General features: G+C 65.1%; 11 protein-coding genes, 1 pseudogene and 1 CRISPR repeat array. All 12 genes and pseudogenes read left to right on the top strand.

The window, feature by feature from the left end; genetic code table 11:
* The first annotated feature begins 3 nt into the window (after positions 1-3).
* Positions 4-2709, top strand: a complete 2706-nt coding sequence (gene alaS, locus QJR12_RS12910; RefSeq protein WP_300582854.1) for an alanine--tRNA ligase — start codon at positions 4-6, stop codon at positions 2707-2709.
* Positions 2710-3228 (top strand): Holliday junction resolvase RuvX, encoded by a 519-nt coding sequence (gene ruvX, locus QJR12_RS12905; RefSeq protein ID WP_300582851.1) that lies wholly within the window; start codon positions 2710-2712, stop codon positions 3226-3228.
* Positions 3221-4465, top strand: a complete 1245-nt coding sequence (locus QJR12_RS12900; protein ID WP_300582848.1) for an endolytic transglycosylase MltG — start codon at positions 3221-3223, stop codon at positions 4463-4465. The genes ruvX and QJR12_RS12900 overlap by 8 nt, the downstream gene beginning before the upstream one ends.
* Positions 4419-5249, top strand: a complete 831-nt coding sequence (locus QJR12_RS12895) for a shikimate dehydrogenase (RefSeq protein WP_300582846.1) — start codon at positions 4419-4421, stop codon at positions 5247-5249. The genes QJR12_RS12900 and QJR12_RS12895 overlap by 47 nt, the downstream gene beginning before the upstream one ends.
* 10 nt (positions 5250-5259) lie before the next feature.
* A complete protein-coding gene (locus tag QJR12_RS12890; protein ID WP_300582843.1) occupies positions 5260-5679 on the top strand; it encodes an A24 family peptidase in 420 nt (139 codons plus the stop codon).
* 172 nt (positions 5680-5851) lie between these two features.
* Complete coding sequence (gene cas7u, locus QJR12_RS12885; RefSeq protein WP_300582840.1) at positions 5852-7123, top strand: type I-U CRISPR-associated RAMP protein Csb1/Cas7u; 1272 nt, start codon at positions 5852-5854, stop codon at positions 7121-7123.
* Complete coding sequence (csb2, locus tag QJR12_RS12880; protein ID WP_300582837.1) at positions 7123-8757, top strand: type I-U CRISPR-associated protein Csb2; 1635 nt, start codon at positions 7123-7125, stop codon at positions 8755-8757. Before cas7u ends, csb2 begins: the two co-directional genes overlap by 1 nt.
* Positions 8754-10445: a type I-U CRISPR-associated helicase/endonuclease Cas3 gene (cas3u, locus tag QJR12_RS12875; protein WP_300582834.1), complete on the top strand. Its 1692-nt coding sequence runs from the start codon at positions 8754-8756 to the stop codon at positions 10443-10445. The genes csb2 and cas3u overlap by 4 nt, the downstream gene beginning before the upstream one ends.
* Before the next feature lie 584 nt (positions 10446-11029).
* Positions 11030-11764 carry a CRISPR-associated endonuclease Cas3'' gene (locus tag QJR12_RS12870; RefSeq protein ID WP_300583419.1) on the top strand — a complete coding sequence of 245 codons (735 nt, stop codon included), beginning with the start codon at positions 11030-11032 and terminating at the stop codon, positions 11762-11764.
* Positions 11764-12714, top strand: coding sequence for a hypothetical protein (locus tag QJR12_RS12865; RefSeq protein WP_300582831.1), 951 nt, complete (start codon positions 11764-11766; stop codon positions 12712-12714). Before QJR12_RS12870 ends, QJR12_RS12865 begins: the two co-directional genes overlap by 1 nt.
* A pseudogene (gene cas1, locus QJR12_RS12860) lies at positions 12711-14384 on the top strand (CRISPR-associated endonuclease Cas1). Before QJR12_RS12865 ends, cas1 begins: the two are co-directional and overlap by 4 nt.
* Positions 14385-14387: 3 nt before the next feature.
* Entirely contained in the window at positions 14388-14687 is a 300-nt protein-coding gene (gene cas2, locus QJR12_RS17760) for a CRISPR-associated endonuclease Cas2 (protein ID WP_366526311.1), read from the top strand.
* A 173-nt stretch (positions 14688-14860) separates the two neighbouring features.
* Positions 14861-16140: direct repeats of the CRISPR family, unit length 36 nt; unit sequence GTCTCCCAGGCGAAACCGCCTGGGCTCCATTGCGGC.

Genomic DNA, 16140 nt, shown 5'->3' with positions numbered 1-16140 from the left:
AGAGTGCAGACACACGAGATCAGGAAACGGTTCCTCGATCATTTCGTGAAGGCGGGTCACACCGAGGTGCCGAGCGCCTCGGTGATCCTCGACGACCCCAACCTGCTGTTCGTCAACGCCGGCATGGTCCAGTTCGTGCCGTATTTCCTCGGGCAGCGCACACCGCCGTATAAAACGGCCACCAGCATCCAGAAATGCATCCGCACCGCCGATATCGACGAGGTTGGCGTCACCCCCCGACACAACACCTTTTTCCAGATGGCCGGCAACTTCTCCTTCGGCGACTATTTCAAGCGTGGCGCCATCGAGCTGGCGTGGACGCTGCTGACCAAAAGCGTCGCCGACGGCGGCTACGGGCTCGACCCGGAAAAAATCTGGGCCACAGTCTATTTCGATGACAACGAAGCCGCACAGCTGTGGCAGGAAGTGGCCGGCTTGCCGCCCGCCCGGATCCAACGCCGGGGCATGGAGCACAATTTCTGGTCGATGGGCATCCCCGGCCCCTGCGGGCCGTCGTCGGAGATCTATTACGACCGCGGGCCGCAGTTCGGCCCCGAAGGTGGACCGGTGGTCAGCGAAGACCGCTACCTCGAGTTGTGGAACCTGGTGTTCATGCAAAGCGAGCGCGGCGAAGGCACCGGCAAGACCGACTTCGAAATCCTCGGCCCGCTGCCCCGCAAGAACATCGACACCGGCATGGGTGTGGAGCGGGTCGCCTGCGTGCTGCAGGACGTGCCCAACGTCTACGAGACCGACCTGCTACGGCCGATCATCGATACCGTGGCCGCCCGCGCCGCGCGCCCGTACGACGCCGGCAACCACGACGATGACGTGCGCTACCGGATCATCGCCGATCACAGCCGCACCGCCGCCATCCTGATCGGCGACGGGGTGAGCCCCGGCAACGACGGCCGCGGCTATGTGCTGCGTCGGCTGCTGCGCCGGGTGATCCGCTCGGCAAAACTGCTGGGCATCGACACCCCGATCGTCGGAGATTTGATGGCCACCGTGCGCGATGCGATGGGCCCATCGTATCCAGAATTGGTCGCCGATTTCGAGCGGATCAACCGCATCGCCGTGGCCGAGGAGACCGGGTTCAACCGCACGCTGGTATCGGGGACCCGGCTGTTCGGTGAGGTGGCCCGCGCCACCAAGGCTTCCGGTTCGACGATGGTTTCCGGCCCGGATGCTTTCACCTTGCACGACACCTACGGCTTTCCCATCGAACTCACCTTGGAGATGGCGGCCGAAGCCGGCCTGACCGTCGACGAGCAGGGCTTTCGCGAGTTGATGGCCGAGCAGCGCCGCCGCGCCAAGGCCGATGCCATCGCCCGCAAACACGCCCACGCCGACCTCTCCGCCTATCGGGAGCTGGTCGACGCCGGCCCCACCGAGTTCACTGGTTTCGACGAATTGACTTCCGAGGCAAGGATTTTGGGCATCTTCGTCGACGGCAGGCGGGTGCCGGTGGTGTCGCACACCACCGACGGTTCGCACCGGGTCGAACTGGTGCTGGACCGCACCCCGCTTTACGCCGAGTCGGGCGGGCAGGTCGCCGACACCGGAACCATCAGCGGCACCGGTGCCGGGGCGAGCGCCCGGGCGGCGGTCACCGATGTGCAGAAAATCGCGAAAACCCTGTGGGTGCATCAGGTCAACGTGGAATCCGGTGAATTCGTCGAGGGCGACACCGTGGTTGCGGCGGTGGACCCCGAGTGGCGGCGTGGTGCCGCTCAGGGCCACTCCGGCACCCACATGGTGCACGCCGCTCTGCGACAAGTGCTGGGGCCCAACGCAGTTCAGGCAGGGTCGCTGAACCGGCCGGGTTATCTGCGCTTCGACTTCAACTGGCAGGGGCCGCTGACCGAAGAGCAGCGCAGGCAGATCGAAGAGGTCACCAACCAGGCGGTGCAAGCCGACTACGAGGTCCACACCTTCACCGAGCAACTCGACAAAGCCAAGGCCATGGGGGCGCTGGCGCTGTTCGGGGAGAGCTACCCCGACCGGGTGCGGGTGGTGGAGATCGGCGGGCCGTTCTCCCTGGAGCTGTGCGGCGGCACGCACGTGCGCAACTCGGCGCAAATCGGGCCGGTGACCATTCTCGGCGAATCGTCGGTGGGCTCCGGGGTGCGCCGGGTGGAGGCCTACGTCGGGTTGGACGCGTTCCGGCATCTGGCCCGGGAACGCGCGCTGATGGCCGGGCTGGCGTCGTCGCTGAAGGTGCCGTCCGAGGAGGTGCCCGCCCGGGTGGCCAACCTGGTGGAGCGGCTCAAGGCCGCGGAGAAGGAACTCGAACGAACCCGGCTGGCCGGCGCGCGGGCGGCCGCGGCCAACGCCGCCGCCGGCGCCGAGCGCATCGGTAAGGTCCGGGTGGTGGCGCAGCGGATGTCCGGTGAGATGACCGCGGCCGATCTGCGTTCACTCGTCGGCGACATCCGCGGGCGGCTCGGTGGTGATCCCGCTGTGGTGGCGCTGATCGCGGGGGGCCAGCGGGATTCGCAGGGGGATTCCGTGCCGTATGTGATCGCCGCCAACTCCGCCGCGCAGGACCTCGGGATCCGCGCCGACGACCTGGTCAAACATCTCTCGGCGGCGGTCAACGGTCGCGGTGGGGGAAAGGCCGACCTGGCGCAGGGCTCGGGAAAGAACGCGGCCGGCATCGACGCCGCGCTCGACGCGGTCCGTGCCGTAATAGCGCGGGTCGGCTAAGTGAGCTCGCCGGCGCACCGCGGTCCGGACCGGCCGGGCGACCCCGGCGGGGTGCCAGATCCTGGGCGGGGGCGACGGCTGGGCATCGATGTGGGCCGGGTGCGCATCGGCGTGGCCGCCAGCGACCCCGACGGGATTCTGGCCACCCCGCTGGAAACCGTCCGTCGGGACGGCACCCATATCCGCCGGCTGGTGCAGTTGGTCACCGAACTGCCGGCGGTCGAGGTGATCGTCGGGTTGCCGCGCACGTTGGCCGATAAAATCGGGCCGTCGGCGCGCGACGCGATAGCGCTGGCCGACACCCTGGCCCGGCGGATCGCCCCCATCCCGGTTCGCCTCGCCGACGAGCGGCTGACCACCGTCAGCGCGCAGCGCGCGTTGCGCTCCGCCGGGGTGCGGGCAAAGGCCCAGCGCGGCGTCATCGACCAGGCGGCGGCGGTGGCGATCCTGCAAGGGTGGCTCGATCAGCGCCGCGCCGTGCCGGCCGCCCCGGCGCCCGGGGAGGCCGGCGATGAGTGACAGCGCGGGTCGCCTCCGCGCCCAGCCCGTGGCGGTCGGGCCGCCCCGGCACCGCAAAAGTCGCATCGAGCGGCTACGCGCCGAACGGGGCCGCCGGCGGCGGCGCATCGCCGGCCGGTTCGCCGTGGCGGTGCTCATCGTGGTCATGGTGGCGGCGGTCTTCGTGGGCTCCAGGCTCTGGCACACCGTGTTCAGACCCGACAACGACTACACCGGCGCCGGCAAACGGGACGTCGTGATCCAGATCCGTGACGGTGACTCGACCACCGCGATCGGCGAGACCCTGCGCAACCACGACATCGTGCGCACCGTTCGGGCGTTCGTCGAGGCCGCGCACGGCAACGCCAAGATCTCGTCGATTCAGCCCGGCTATTACCGGATGCGGACCGAAATCCCGGCGGCCGCCGCGGTGCAGCGCCTCGTCGACCCCGACAACCGGGTGGGCAGGCTGGTCATCCCCGAGGGCCGTCAGCTCGACGACACCACCGACGTGCAGACCAACGCCGTGACACCGGGGATCCTGACGCTGATCTCCCGGGCCACCTGCGTGGATCTCGACGGCGCCCGGCACTGCGTTTCGCTGTCCGACCTGCGGGCGGCGGCCAGCACCGCGGCGGTGTCGGTGCTGGCGGTGCCGAGCTGGGCCACCCGGCCGGTGATGAGCATGGGCAACGACCATCGCCGCCTCGAGGGTCTGATCGCGCCGGGAACGTTCAACGTCGATCCGTTGGCCTCGGCGCAAACGATCCTGGCGACGCTGATCAGCGCCGGCACCGAGAAGTATGTGGAGTCCGGGCTAACCGACACCGCCAAATCGATGAACCTATCGCCCTATGACGTGCTGGTGGTGGGGTCGCTGGTGCAGCGGGAGTCCGATCCCCAGGATTTCCCGAAGGTCGCCACCGTCATCTACAACCGGCTGCGCGAACACCGCACGCTGGAGTTCGACTCCACGGTGAACTATCCGCTGGACCGCCGGGAGGTGGCCACCAGCGACGCCGACCGCGCGCAGCCCACGCCGTGGAACACCTACGTGTCCGACGGGCTGCCGGCCACCCCGATCTGTTCGCCGGGCACCGATGCGCTGCGTGCGGCCGAGCATCCCGAACCCGGCGACTGGCTGTACTTCGTCACCATCGACAAGCACGGCACGACGCTGTTTACCAGCGATTATCAGCAACATCTGGCCGATGTCGAGCTGGCCAAGCGCAACGGTGTCCTCGACAGCGCCCGCTAGAAAGGCGGGGATCCTCGGCTCGCCGGTCGCGCACTCGCGTTCCCCGCAGCTGCATCTGGCCGCCTATCGCGCGCTGGGCTTGCACGAGTGGACCTACGAGCGCATCGAGTGCGGCGCCGAGGAGCTGCCGGCAGTGGTCGGCGGGTTCGGCCCGGAATGGGTCGGTGTCTCGGTGACGATGCCGGGCAAGTTCGCCGCCCTGCGCTTCGCCGACGAGCGCACCGCCCGGGCCGAGCTGGTGGGGGCGGCCAACACCCTGGTGCGCACCCCGCGCGGCTGGCGGGCCGACAACACCGACGTCGACGGGGTGGCCGGGGCGCTGGGCGCGGTGTCCGGGCATGCCCTGGTGTGCGGGTCGGGCGGCACCGCCCCGGCGGCGGTGGTGGCGCTGACCGGGCTGGGTGTCGACGCCATCACCGTCGTGGCGCGCAACCCGGAGAAGGCCGCCCGGCTGGTGCGGCTGGGAACCCGGCTGGGCGTCGCGACCCGATTCTGCGGTCTGGACAGCGGCGAGCTGGCCGGGGAGGTGGCCGGCGCGCAGCTGCTGGTCAGCACCATCCCGGCCGGCGCGGCGGCGCCGTACGCCGGGGTGTTCGCCGCGGTGCCGGTGCTGCTGGACGCCGTCTACGACCCGTGGCCGACGCCGCTGGCCGCCGCGGTGGGCGCGGCCGGCGGGCGGGTGATCAGCGGTCTGCAGATGCTGCTGCATCAGGCGTTCGCCCAGGTCGAACAATTCACAGGGCGGCCGGCGCCGCGGGAGGCGATGGCCGCCGCGCTGGATTAACGTGCCGGGCATGGCAGCGGCGGCCGTGGTGCTGTGGATGGTCGTTCTGGGCGGTTACGACCTGCGGCAGCGCCGACTGCCCAACTGGCTCACGCTGCCCGGGGCGGGCGTGATCCTGGTGGGCGCGGCGGCGGGCGGGCACGGGCCGCCGGCGCTGGCCGGGGCGGCGGCGCTGGCGCTGATCTACCTGCCGGTGCATCTGGCGGCCCCGGCGGCGATGGGCGCCGGTGACGTCAAGCTGGCGCTCGGCCTGGGCGCGCTGACCGGGTGCTTCGGTGCGGCCGTCTGGTTTCTGGCGGCGCTGGGCGCGCCGCTGCTGACCGCGCTGATCGGGGTGGTCGCGACGCTGCGCGGCTCCGGGCCGACGGTGCCGCACGGGCCGTCGATGTGCCTGGCCAGCCTGGGCGCGGTCGCACTGGCCGTGCTCTAGGCACGTCGTTACAGGATCACCGGCCGGATCCGGCTGGCCGTGGGCACAGCAAATGTGCGTTGTGCTTCTTGGGGGCGCAAGCCCTTCAACTACTTGCATGCCGAAAGCGCCGCGACGTGTCGGACCCTTCTGTTAGACATACCTCTCGTTGGCACGCAACGAGAGGTATCCAATGAACCCGATCAACTATGAGCAGCTTCGCGAAGCCGTGGCCGGCGGGGCTGTGGCGCTTCGCTCAGTCATCGAGATGCAGCCCGCTGGCGGTCGCGGCGATCGTGTCTATCCCCCCACCTACAGTACCGACGGTGGCGGCACCAAATACGCCGTCGAGGGGCCGGTCCGCGACACGGTTGACGAATACGCGCGGGTCTTGCTTGACTCCGTGGCATCGCAAGCCAACCGGCTCGAGTCTGCGCTGGAGAACGCGCGGGACGCCGGGCAGCTTGACTTCCCTGTCGCATATGTGGATTTTCGTGGCTACGAAAGTGTTCGCGACCTGGACCGTATTTCGGTCTTGCGCGCACCCCACCGGATCGTCGACGCACTGTTTCGGGACAGCCTGCTCGACGGCACGCTGTTTCGGCTCAGCGATATCGGGCTGGCGATCACCGAAGCCAGGCCCGACAACGCCACCGCGATGTTCCGGTTCGCCCTGACCTGTCTGCTGTTCGGCGCGTGGGATTCGACTGGGCCGAAAGGCGGGCTGGGGTCGAAGTTTCAGCGGGCGATTGTCTCCGAGATCGTCGGCCACGACGTCAAGCTGGCGGTGAAGGTCGGTAGCCGGATCGACCCTTTGGCCATCGAACGGGATGCTGCCACGATTTATGAGGCGGCGGATGCCGACGAATTCTGGACCCTGGACCCAGCTCAAGCGAAGAAGGACGATAAGGGTAAGCCCAAGCTGTTTGATCGCACAGGGGAAGCTCGCGAGAAGGGGCGGCCGTCGCAGATCAACCATGGAAATTTCACACCGAGCATCGATCGTCAAGCCGGCGGAGTGCTGATCGACCACGCGACACAGACACTGGTGCTTTCGTTGGCCGCCCTGCGGAAACTGCGATTCACGCAGGATGCCGACGGGTCCCCGCTTGAGGGAGAACGGCGCCGGGACGCCGAGGTCTCGGCCCGCACCGCCGTGGCGGCGCTGGGTGTCGCGGCCTCCGCGTTGCACGTTGAAAACGATTATGACCTTCGGTCGCGGTGTCTGCTGCTGCCCCAGGGAACACCCACGCTGGAAGCCTTGGGGCGCGACGGCTCAACCGTCGCAACCTACTCGCTGGACTCGTCGGCTGCCTGTGGTCTCGTTGCCGAGGCCGCTGAGCACGCGAAGCGCGCCGGAATCGGGTGGCATCAGGCCGAGATAAGGCTTGAGCCCGCCCCGAAACTGGTGAAGCTGATCGAGCAGAGCCGCAACAAATTGATCGCGAAGCTGGAAGCCGAGTGATGATCGCGGTCACCGTGGAGTTTCTCACCGGGAGATTCGTGGCCACCGCACCCGGGGATCGCCGCCAGCATGAGTGGCCACCCCACCCGGCCCGGCTCTTTTGTGCGCTGGTCGCGGCGTGGAAGGAGCAAGCGGACGCGGGGGAGGGTGAGCGCGCTGCCGTCGAATGGCTGGAACGCCAACCGCCACCGTTGGTCGTGGCGTCGGAAGCAGCCGAGCGAAGCGTGCGCCCCCATTTCGTGCCGGTCAACGACACATCCGTCGTCGGAGCAGTCAATGAAAAGGTCTACGACAACATTCTCGCGGCGAGGCGAACGATCGCGGAAACCGAAGGCGCCCAACGTGAGAGGGCGCGTCGTGCCCTGCAGAAAGCCCGCGATATTCGCAAGAAAGTAAACGACATCGGGAGGACGAATTGGACAACCGCCTTGGAGTTGTTGCCTTCAGGACGTAAACGGATGCCGCGATACTATCCGTCGGTTACCCCGGTGGTGCCGCGTGTCCACTATGTCTGGCCCGACAGCGAGCCTCCTGTTGAGATCGCCGACGCGCTTGACCGGATTTTGGCCACCGTGACCCGGATAGGGCATTCCAGCTCGCTTGTGTCGTGCCGAATCGAGCGGCACGTCGATGTGGACAGCCTGCAGATGCCGGTATGGGTTCCGAGTCCACACGGAGACAGGTTGCTGCGCACACCAAGTCGCGACCTGCTCCGAGAACTCGAGGCGGCCTTCTTAAAACACCAGGGCTGCCGTCCACGGACAATGCCTAGCGACGTACGACGCTATCGCCGCCGCGGTGCAACCCGGCCCGATTCCGATCCGCAAATACCCCACAACTCCGGTGAATGGTTCGCATTTACCCAGGTTTCCGGACGGCGATTGCCGATCCACGCGGCGGCGAGCCTTTCCACAGCGGTGCGCGCCGGGGTTCTGCGCCACGCCGCTGATCCCCCACCAGAGTTGATCTCCGGCCACGGCCACGACGGCGCGAGTTCTCACCACCCGCATCTGGCGATCATGCCGATGCCGTTTGTGGGACGTCAACACGCCGACGGTCATCTGGTGGGTTTTGCGCTTCTGCTCCCCCATGTATCGCCCCTGCTTGCTGCCCGAGACGAAATACTGCGAGCGATCGGCCGTTGGGAGGGAACCGATCGCAGCGGCAATTTTCGAGTGCGGATTCTGCTTAGCGGTGGGGAAGAACTGTGGTTCACGCGTATTCAGGATCCGGCGGATGCCTGGAGCTTGCGGCGCAGCCGGTGGGAGGGGCCCGCGCAGACCTGGGTTTCGGTCACACCCATCGCGCTTGATCGCCACCCGGGAAATCTGGCCAGCCGTAATCGAACAACCGCGGCGCGGGCTGCCCAGGAGGCCGAGGCGTCGCTCACGGCAGCTTGTGAGCATGTGGGCCTTGCGCGGCCGAGTTCCGTCGCCGTTACTCGCAGTGCCCTTGTCGTCGGCAGCAGGCCGGCTCGGTCGTTCCCAGCGTTTCGGGGCGGCGGTCCGATGTCACCCCAGCGGCTGCTGGTGCACGCACGGCTCACGTTCGACACCAGTGTTCGGGGCCCACTACTGCTCGGGGCCGGCCGCTACCTCGGCCTGGGCCTGATGATTCCGGAAGACCGCCCATGAACCCACTCACCACACAGGATTTCGCCAGGTTTGCGCATGCCGTCTACGGGCATGAGCTATTCCCCTGGCAGACACGCCTCGCAGAGCAGGTGTTAACCACCGGCAAGTGGCCCGCATTGTTGGACGTACCAACTGGGGCCGGCAAGACCATTGCCCTCGACGTAGCAGTGTTCGCGCTGGCCGCTAACCCGTCTCGCGCGCCCCGGCGGATAGTGTTCGTCGTTGACCGGCGGGTCATCGTCTCCCAAGTGGCAGCGCGAGTCCATCGGCTTCGCGAGACGTTGCGGCAACCTCAGGGCGATACGGGAATCGTCGCCGAGGTAGCTCGTCGCCTGGCAACGCTGTCCGGGATGAGCAGTGAACACGGCGTTCCGTTCGTTTTTGCCGAACTCAGAGGAGGAATCGCACTCGATAACAGCTGGGCGGCCCGGCCCGACACTCCAACCGTTTTGGTTTCCACAGTCGACCAAGTAGGATCACGGCTGCTGTTTCGTGGATACGGTGTATCGGGATCCTTGCGACCCGTGCACGCCGGCCTGCTCGGCCACGACGCGTTATTGCTGCTGGACGAAGTTCATCTGTCCCGCCCATTCGCCCAGACGCTCCATGAGTTGGGCACCTACCATCGTCCAGCCGGCCCGCTGCCGGACAGGTGGCACGTTGTTGAAATGACGGCCACCCCAACCGGTGCCGGCTATGACGAGAATGACATCTTGCGACTTGACGATGCCGACCTGGCCGAGGGGTCACCTCTCGCCCCGAGGCTGCAGGCCACCAAGCAGGCAACACTAAAAATGGTCGGTTCGAAGACTCAGGATCCCAACGACGAACTCATACAGAATATTCCGGCTGCACAAGACCATCAACTACCTCGACCCGATCCAGATGACCCCAACGACGCGCTCATACAGCATATTCCGCCGCTTGCGACGAGTATTCCTGGACAGGTCGTCGGGATCATCGTCAATCGGGTAGCGACAGCCGCCGCGATCGCCGACAAGCTGGCTGCGCAGATAGAACAACCGGACCGAGTGGTCCTCCTAACTGGCCGTATGCGCCCTCTAGACCGAGACGATATGTGGGAGCAGGTCAAGTCCGAGGTGCAGGCCGGCCGAACACGAACCGGCGGGCCTCGCCTGTACGTTGTCGCCACACAGACAATCGAAGCCGGCGCTGACCTCGACTTCGACGCGCTCATCACCGAAATCGCGCCGGTCGACGCCTTACGGCAGCGCTTTGGACGTGTCGATCGCCTGGGTGCACTGTCACAAACTGGAACACCCTCGCAGATCATGGTCGTTGCTGCCCATGCGCAGACCCAGGAGCAATTCGATGACCACATCTACGGACCGGCCCTGAGCGCAACGTGGCGAGAATTAAAATCTCGTCACGGCAGCGGCGTTTTCGATGTCGGGCCATTGTCGAAGGTCTTCCCGTGGCGCCTGAATGCCAGACGCGGGCACTGGAGGCGCCGCTCTTACTTGACAGTCACCTTGATGTGCTCGTCCAGACCAATCCCGCGCCCGCGGCGGACCTCGACATCACGCGATGGCTGCACGGACCGCAGGATACGCCCGCCGATGTCAACCTCGTGTGGCGCGCCGACCTCGACGATGGCTTTCTTCGGGCGGCGCGGCCGGCGGGGGCCGACAACGAAAACCATGAGCGGCTCGTTGAGCTGCTGCTAGCCTGCCCGCCCAAAGCCAGCGAAGCGGTGGCACTGCCTGTGTGGTCAGTGATCAGCTGGTTGCGCTCAGCCGAGACTACGGGCGACCTCGCCGATGTGGATCAACCGGGACCCGAGTCGGGACCCCCGCCTGATTCGACCGTCCAGGATGCCCACTTGGTCGTGCGCTGGGCCGGAGTCAACACCGAAGTAATCACAGCGAGCGAGGTCCGGCCCGGCGACACGCTCGTTGTCCCGGCGGCTCGGGGTGGGCTCCGAAAACACAACTGGGATCCCCGATCGCGAGAAGAGGTTGGGGATTTGGGTGATCGAGCACAGCTCGCGGCCGGTCTAGCCCCGACGCTGCGTTTGCACAGACGCGTCATCGCCGCACATGTCGAGCACCCGGAGAGCCTGCCCGCAGCCCCCGTACCGATCGACCCGGACGATGACGTCTCTGACGACATCGGCTCCGATATCGCTAACTGGCTGGGCGCTGTAGAGTCGGCGGGCCCGGTTTCGTGGCTTGCCGACATCTGTCAATCGCTCGGCTCGCGCGCTACCCGACAGGTTGTCTATGCGTCAAATGACGGCGATCCGTCGAGAATGTATGGGCTGTGCGGCGCACGCCCGGTTCGCGACTTGTCCTGGCGCGAGGGCGGTCTTGAGTTCGACGGAGAGGATTTGACCAACTCGTTCATTGAGCGCGAGGTTCCGCTGAAAGCACACTGCGAAGGGGTCGGCCGGCTCGCCAACCGATTTGCCGTCGCCTGCGGTCTGCCGATTCACCTGCAACAGGACCTGGCGCTCGCGGGAAAACTGCACGACCTGGGCAAGGCGGATCGCAGATTTCAGTTATGGCTGTGCGATGGCGACGAGATCGCCATGGGACGGCTCGACACATTGCTTGCTAAATCGAGTCACGGACATCGCGACAAGCGACGGCGAGACCAAGCGCGAAAGCGTGCGGGCTATCCGGCCGGGATGCGGCACGAGTTGCTAAGCGTCGCACTGGCAGCCTCGGATCCCGAACTGCTCGCCGAGGCCCATGACAAGGAGTTAGTGCTGCATCTGATTGCGAGCCATCACGGTCATTGCCGCGCGCTGCCGCCCCCGCAACCGGATCCAGCACCTGTCGATGTCGACGTCGTGTGGGACGCTCATCACCTCCACGCCTCATCCGAGCACGGGCTCTCCCGGCTCGACAGCGGTGTTACAGACAGGTTCTGGTCACTGAACAAACGCTACGGACGCTACGGATTGGCGTGGCTCGAGGCGCTTCTTCGGCTTGCTGACCATCGCCGAAGTGCGCTTGAACAACTCAACCGGGAGACAGCGTGATGAGCGAGCGAACTTTAGTGCTTAACCTGGATGGGCTCGACGGCACGAATCCCATGGGATTCCTGGCGGGCCTGGGAGTTCTCGCGATCCTCGATCACCTCAATTACCCGGCCCGGCTGTGGTGGGCCGATACGCTGGTGCCCCGTGCGCGGATTCAGGGAACCCCATCAATAGATGCCCTCGTGGAGGAGGTGGGGCGCGATAGGGAAAAGTTCGGCGTCAGCGCCCTCCTCGACTTTCCACCCGGTGACCCTGCTACCGATATCAAGTTCGGGCGCCCCGAGCAAGTTCGGGATTTCCTTCAGCACTGTCGCAAGTCGGAGCCGAGTTCATCACTGAGTGCGGCCCTTGTCTGTGAAGGGGTCGTAGATAATCAGGGGCACGCGAAGCCGACCGACCTTCACTTCACCGCAGGCCAACAGCAGTTCCTTTCCATGGTACGTGAGTTGCAGCAGGATGCAGCGGATGATCACCTCCGCAACGCTCTCTACGGTCCGTGGAAGTACGAGTCGACCCTTCCTTCCTTCAAGTGGGACTCAACCGATGACCGTGACCACGCTTTTGCGGCATCGAACCCAGCCAAAGAGAAGAAGCGAACAGCTCCAGGCGCCGAATGGTTAGCATTCCGTGGTTTAACGTTGTTTCCTGTTCACCCCAAAAGTGGGCGGGTTCAAACACCCGGCGGCGGCGGAATATGGAAGTCCGGGTGGCTGACCTGGCCGCTGTGGCGAGTACCAATTTCGACTGCTGGTGTCCGAACGCTCATTCAGGCAGTGCCGCGTGACGAAGACGTCCCTGACAGGTTCCTGGTTGCAGCCGAGGCTTGGGGCGTTCACCGGCTGATGCGCAGCCGGATTACCCGCTCTGGCGAAGGTGGTTACGGTACCTTCAGGCCAGCCCAACTCGTGTGGTCTGCTGCTTCGTCGTTTGAGCCAAGGCAGCCATTATGACACAAAGCGAAGCCGACGTTGTCGATGTGCCCAAGCTGCTTCCGGCCAGGATGCTCAACGAATACGCATACTGCCCGAGGCTCTTTTTTCTTGAGTGGGTACAACAACAATGGGCCGATAGCGGCGATACCGCAGAGGGATCATTTCACCATCGCCAGGTCGATATTGCGAGCGGCGATGCTCCGCTTCCCGATGACGAAGCCGATCTCATTCGTGCGCAGTCTGTTTCGCTTTCATCAACCGAGCTAGGTCTCGCTGCAAAGATTGACATTATCGAGGGTCACAACGGCGTCGTGCGACCGGTCGACGTCAAGCGAGGTAAACCACCAAACATCACCGAGGGGGCTTACGAGCCGGAACGAGTCCAGCTCTGCGCGCAAGGGCTGTTACTGCGGGAAGCCGGGTACCTCTGCGATGAAGGAATTTTGTACTTCGCCGGCTCGAGGCAACGCGTAACGATTAGCTTCGATGCTGACCTCGTGCACCGAACCCACGAGCTGCTGGTCGAAGCGCGGGAAGTCGCAGGCCGCGACATTCCTCCGCCGCCATTGGTTGACAGTCCTAAGTGTCCGCGTTGTTCGCTTGTCGGGATCTGTCTTCCCGACGAGATCAATACCTTGGCCGACCGCACCGAGCGGCCCCGCCGACGTCTAATCCCGAGTGCTCGTGCGGCACGCCCGCTCTACGTCACGGAACAGGGCGCCTATGTTTCGGTCCGCGGCGGTCGAGTCGAAGTTCGTAAAGATGGCTTAGACTTGGCGTCGGTACGCTTGATCGACGTCTCGCAGCTGTGCCTGATGGGCAACGTCCAGGTGTCGACCCAAGCCTTCCGGGCTTTTTTCGCCAACGACATTCCGGTCTGCTTCTTTACGTTCGGTGGCTGGTTAACCGGTATCGCCGAGGGGCTTCCATCAAAGAATGTAGACCTACGACGCCGTCAAGTCATTGTCGGTTCGCGCGGTGGTCTGGAAGTGGCACGGCGATTTGTTGTCTGAAAGATCACCAACAGCCGCACACTGTTGCGACGAAATTCCCGTGATGATGTGCGCCCAGTCGTGGACCGTCTCAAACAGCTGCAGCTATTGGCGGGCCGGTCAGACTCGTTGCAGGAGTTGCTGGGCCTGGAAGGGGCAGCGGCGAGAGATTACTTCGGTGCGTTTGTAGCGATGTTACGACCTGATCTGAGACTTCCTGGCTCACCCTTCACCTTTGAGGGACGTAACCGTCGGCCACCCCGCGACGCAGTCAACGCTCTGCTCTCGTACGTATACGGCCTGCTGGTCAAAGATTTGACCGCCACCGCGCTGGCCGTCGGCTTCGACCCCTATATCGGACTATACCACCGCCCCAGGTTCGGACGCCCTGCGCTTGCATTAGATCTCGCCGAGGAATTCCGGCCTTTGGTTGGCGATTCCGTGGTTCTGCAAGCTTTGAACAATGGTGAGATAGGGGCACAGGATTTTGTAGTTCGGGCCGGGGCCATCGCTCTAACCAGCAAGGGGAGACGTGCAGTGCTCGCTGCGTATGAAAGGCGTCTAGACGTCCAAATTACTCATCCGTGGTTTGGTTACAAGATCTCTTACCGGAGGCTATTTGAGGTTCAGGCACGAATACTGGCTGCGTACTTAACTGGCGAGGTTCCAGAGTATGCACCGATAGTTACGAGGTGATAAATGAAGCGGGTGCGCTATCTTGTCGCATATGATATCCGAGACGATCGTCGGCTCCGGGAAGTGCATACGATTGCTAAGAAATTTGGATACGCACTTCAGTATTCGGTATTTATTTGTGACCTCGACGAACGGGAGAAGTACGGGATGCGACTCGAACTCGCACATGCGGTAAATCACTCGGTGGACTCAGTCGTGTTTGTGAATCTTGGAGAACCGAACTCTCGGGGAGCCGAATGCTTCGAATTCATCGGAGCGAACGGTCGAGCCGACTTGCCTAATGGCGGGCCGGTGATCTTGTAGCGATGTTGCGAGCGCTGGGATGACGAGTGATTGCCAGTCAGGGCTCGCGCGCACGTCGTATGGGATATCGTTGCTGTTTGACAACTCCATAACATTGAAGATTGCCGACTCCTGCGGCAGCCCTCGCAAACCGACGGATTCCTGCAGGTCAAGCGTGGTGAAATTCGGGAGCGGTCTCCCAGGCGAAACCGCCTGGGCTCCATTGCGGCCGTAACAGAAAACTGGACCCATATCCCGGGGTACTGAGTCTCCCAGGCGAAACCGCCTGGGCTCCATTGCGGCCGACACGCACCGTCGCTACTGCGGCACGCCGCTGCTGGTCTCCCAGGCGAAACCGCCTGGGCTCCATTGCGGCAGCCCGCACACCCCACAGCGATCCGCGCCCGTACCGGGGTCTCCCAGGCGAAACCGCCTGGGCTCCATTGCGGCTCCCCCAAGAAGCTCCAAATGGGATTGGGGACACACTGGGTCTCCCAGGCGAAACCGCCTGGGCTCCATTGCGGCTGTGCGAGCTGCCGCGCCCGGCGCGCACGGTCCCCGAGTCTCCCAGGCGAAACCGCCTGGGCTCCATTGCGGCAACACCGAGATCGCGGGCCCGATCGCCACCCCGCGCGGGTCTCCCAGGCGAAACCGCCTGGGCTCCATTGCGGCTAGAGCCCGAAGAACTCGGTCTCTTCCACCAATGGAGGTCTCCCAGGCGAAACCGCCTGGGCTCCATTGCGGCGCGTTTTGTGCGTCACATGATTGGTTGCGGGGTGCGTGGTCTCCCAGGCGAAACCGCCTGGGCTCCATTGCGGCATAGTGCATCCGCATCCCGGGCAGCTGCTGGACGAGTGTCTCCCAGGCGAAACCGCCTGGGCTCCATTGCGGCGGGGTGTCGAAGGGGTTGGCGGGGATCGCCGAGAACGTCTCCCAGGCGAAACCGCCTGGGCTCCATTGCGGCTACACAACAGGCTCCGGCCACCGTCTGGACTATCAGCGTCTCCCAGGCGAAACCGCCTGGGCTCCATTGCGGCCCCACACGCCCGGGTGGTGCGATCGCGGTCCACGGGGTCTCCCAGGCGAAACCGCCTGGGCTCCATTGCGGCAGTCTCAACCACTTCCCTAGCGGTACGTGCCCCCAGGGTCTCCCAGGCGAAACCGCCTGGGCTCCATTGCGGCCGGTATTCCCGCTTCCTCCTCATTTTGTTCGCGAGCGTCTCCCAGGCGAAACCGCCTGGGCTCCATTGCGGCAGAGGGACCGTTCGCCGGCCCGAACAACACGTTACCCGTCTCCCAGGCGAAACCGCCTGGGCTCCATTGCGGCGTCGCCAAGTGGTACACGCGGGCCAGCCGGGTCCGCATGTCTCCCAGGCGAAACCGCCTGGGCTCCATTGCGGCACCGACACGGGCCTGACCGCAAGCGCCACACCACCACGTCTCCCAGGCGAAACCGCCTGGGCTCCATTGCGGC

It is taken from the genome of Mycobacterium sp. (assembly GCF_029961025.1).
Classification (GTDB): domain Bacteria; phylum Actinomycetota; class Actinomycetes; order Mycobacteriales; family Mycobacteriaceae; genus Mycobacterium.
The sequence above is the reverse complement of the archived record's forward strand: the minus strand, read 5'-3'. Positions and strand labels throughout refer to the sequence as shown.

Excerpts from the sequence above, each read along its gene's own strand:
- QJR12_RS12900 (WP_300582848.1), top strand. The coding sequence starts at position 3,221 with ATGAGTGACAGCGCGGGTCGCCTCCGCGCCCAGCCCGTGGCGGTCGGG.
- QJR12_RS12895 (WP_300582846.1), top strand. The coding sequence starts at position 4,419 with ATGTCGAGCTGGCCAAGCGCAACGGTGTCCTCGACAGCGCCCGCTAGA.
- QJR12_RS12890 (WP_300582843.1), top strand. The coding sequence starts at position 5,260 with ATGGCAGCGGCGGCCGTGGTGCTGTGGATGGTCGTTCTGGGCGGTTAC.
- cas7u (WP_300582840.1), top strand. The coding sequence starts at position 5,852 with ATGAACCCGATCAACTATGAGCAGCTTCGCGAAGCCGTGGCCGGCGGG.
- csb2 (WP_300582837.1), top strand. The coding sequence starts at position 7,123 with ATGATCGCGGTCACCGTGGAGTTTCTCACCGGGAGATTCGTGGCCACC.
- cas3u (WP_300582834.1), top strand. The coding sequence starts at position 8,754 with ATGAACCCACTCACCACACAGGATTTCGCCAGGTTTGCGCATGCCGTC.
- QJR12_RS12870 (WP_300583419.1), top strand. The coding sequence starts at position 11,030 with ATGTATGGGCTGTGCGGCGCACGCCCGGTTCGCGACTTGTCCTGGCGC.
- QJR12_RS12865 (WP_300582831.1), top strand. The coding sequence starts at position 11,764 with ATGAGCGAGCGAACTTTAGTGCTTAACCTGGATGGGCTCGACGGCACG.
- cas2 (WP_366526311.1), top strand. The coding sequence starts at position 14,388 with ATGAAGCGGGTGCGCTATCTTGTCGCATATGATATCCGAGACGATCGT.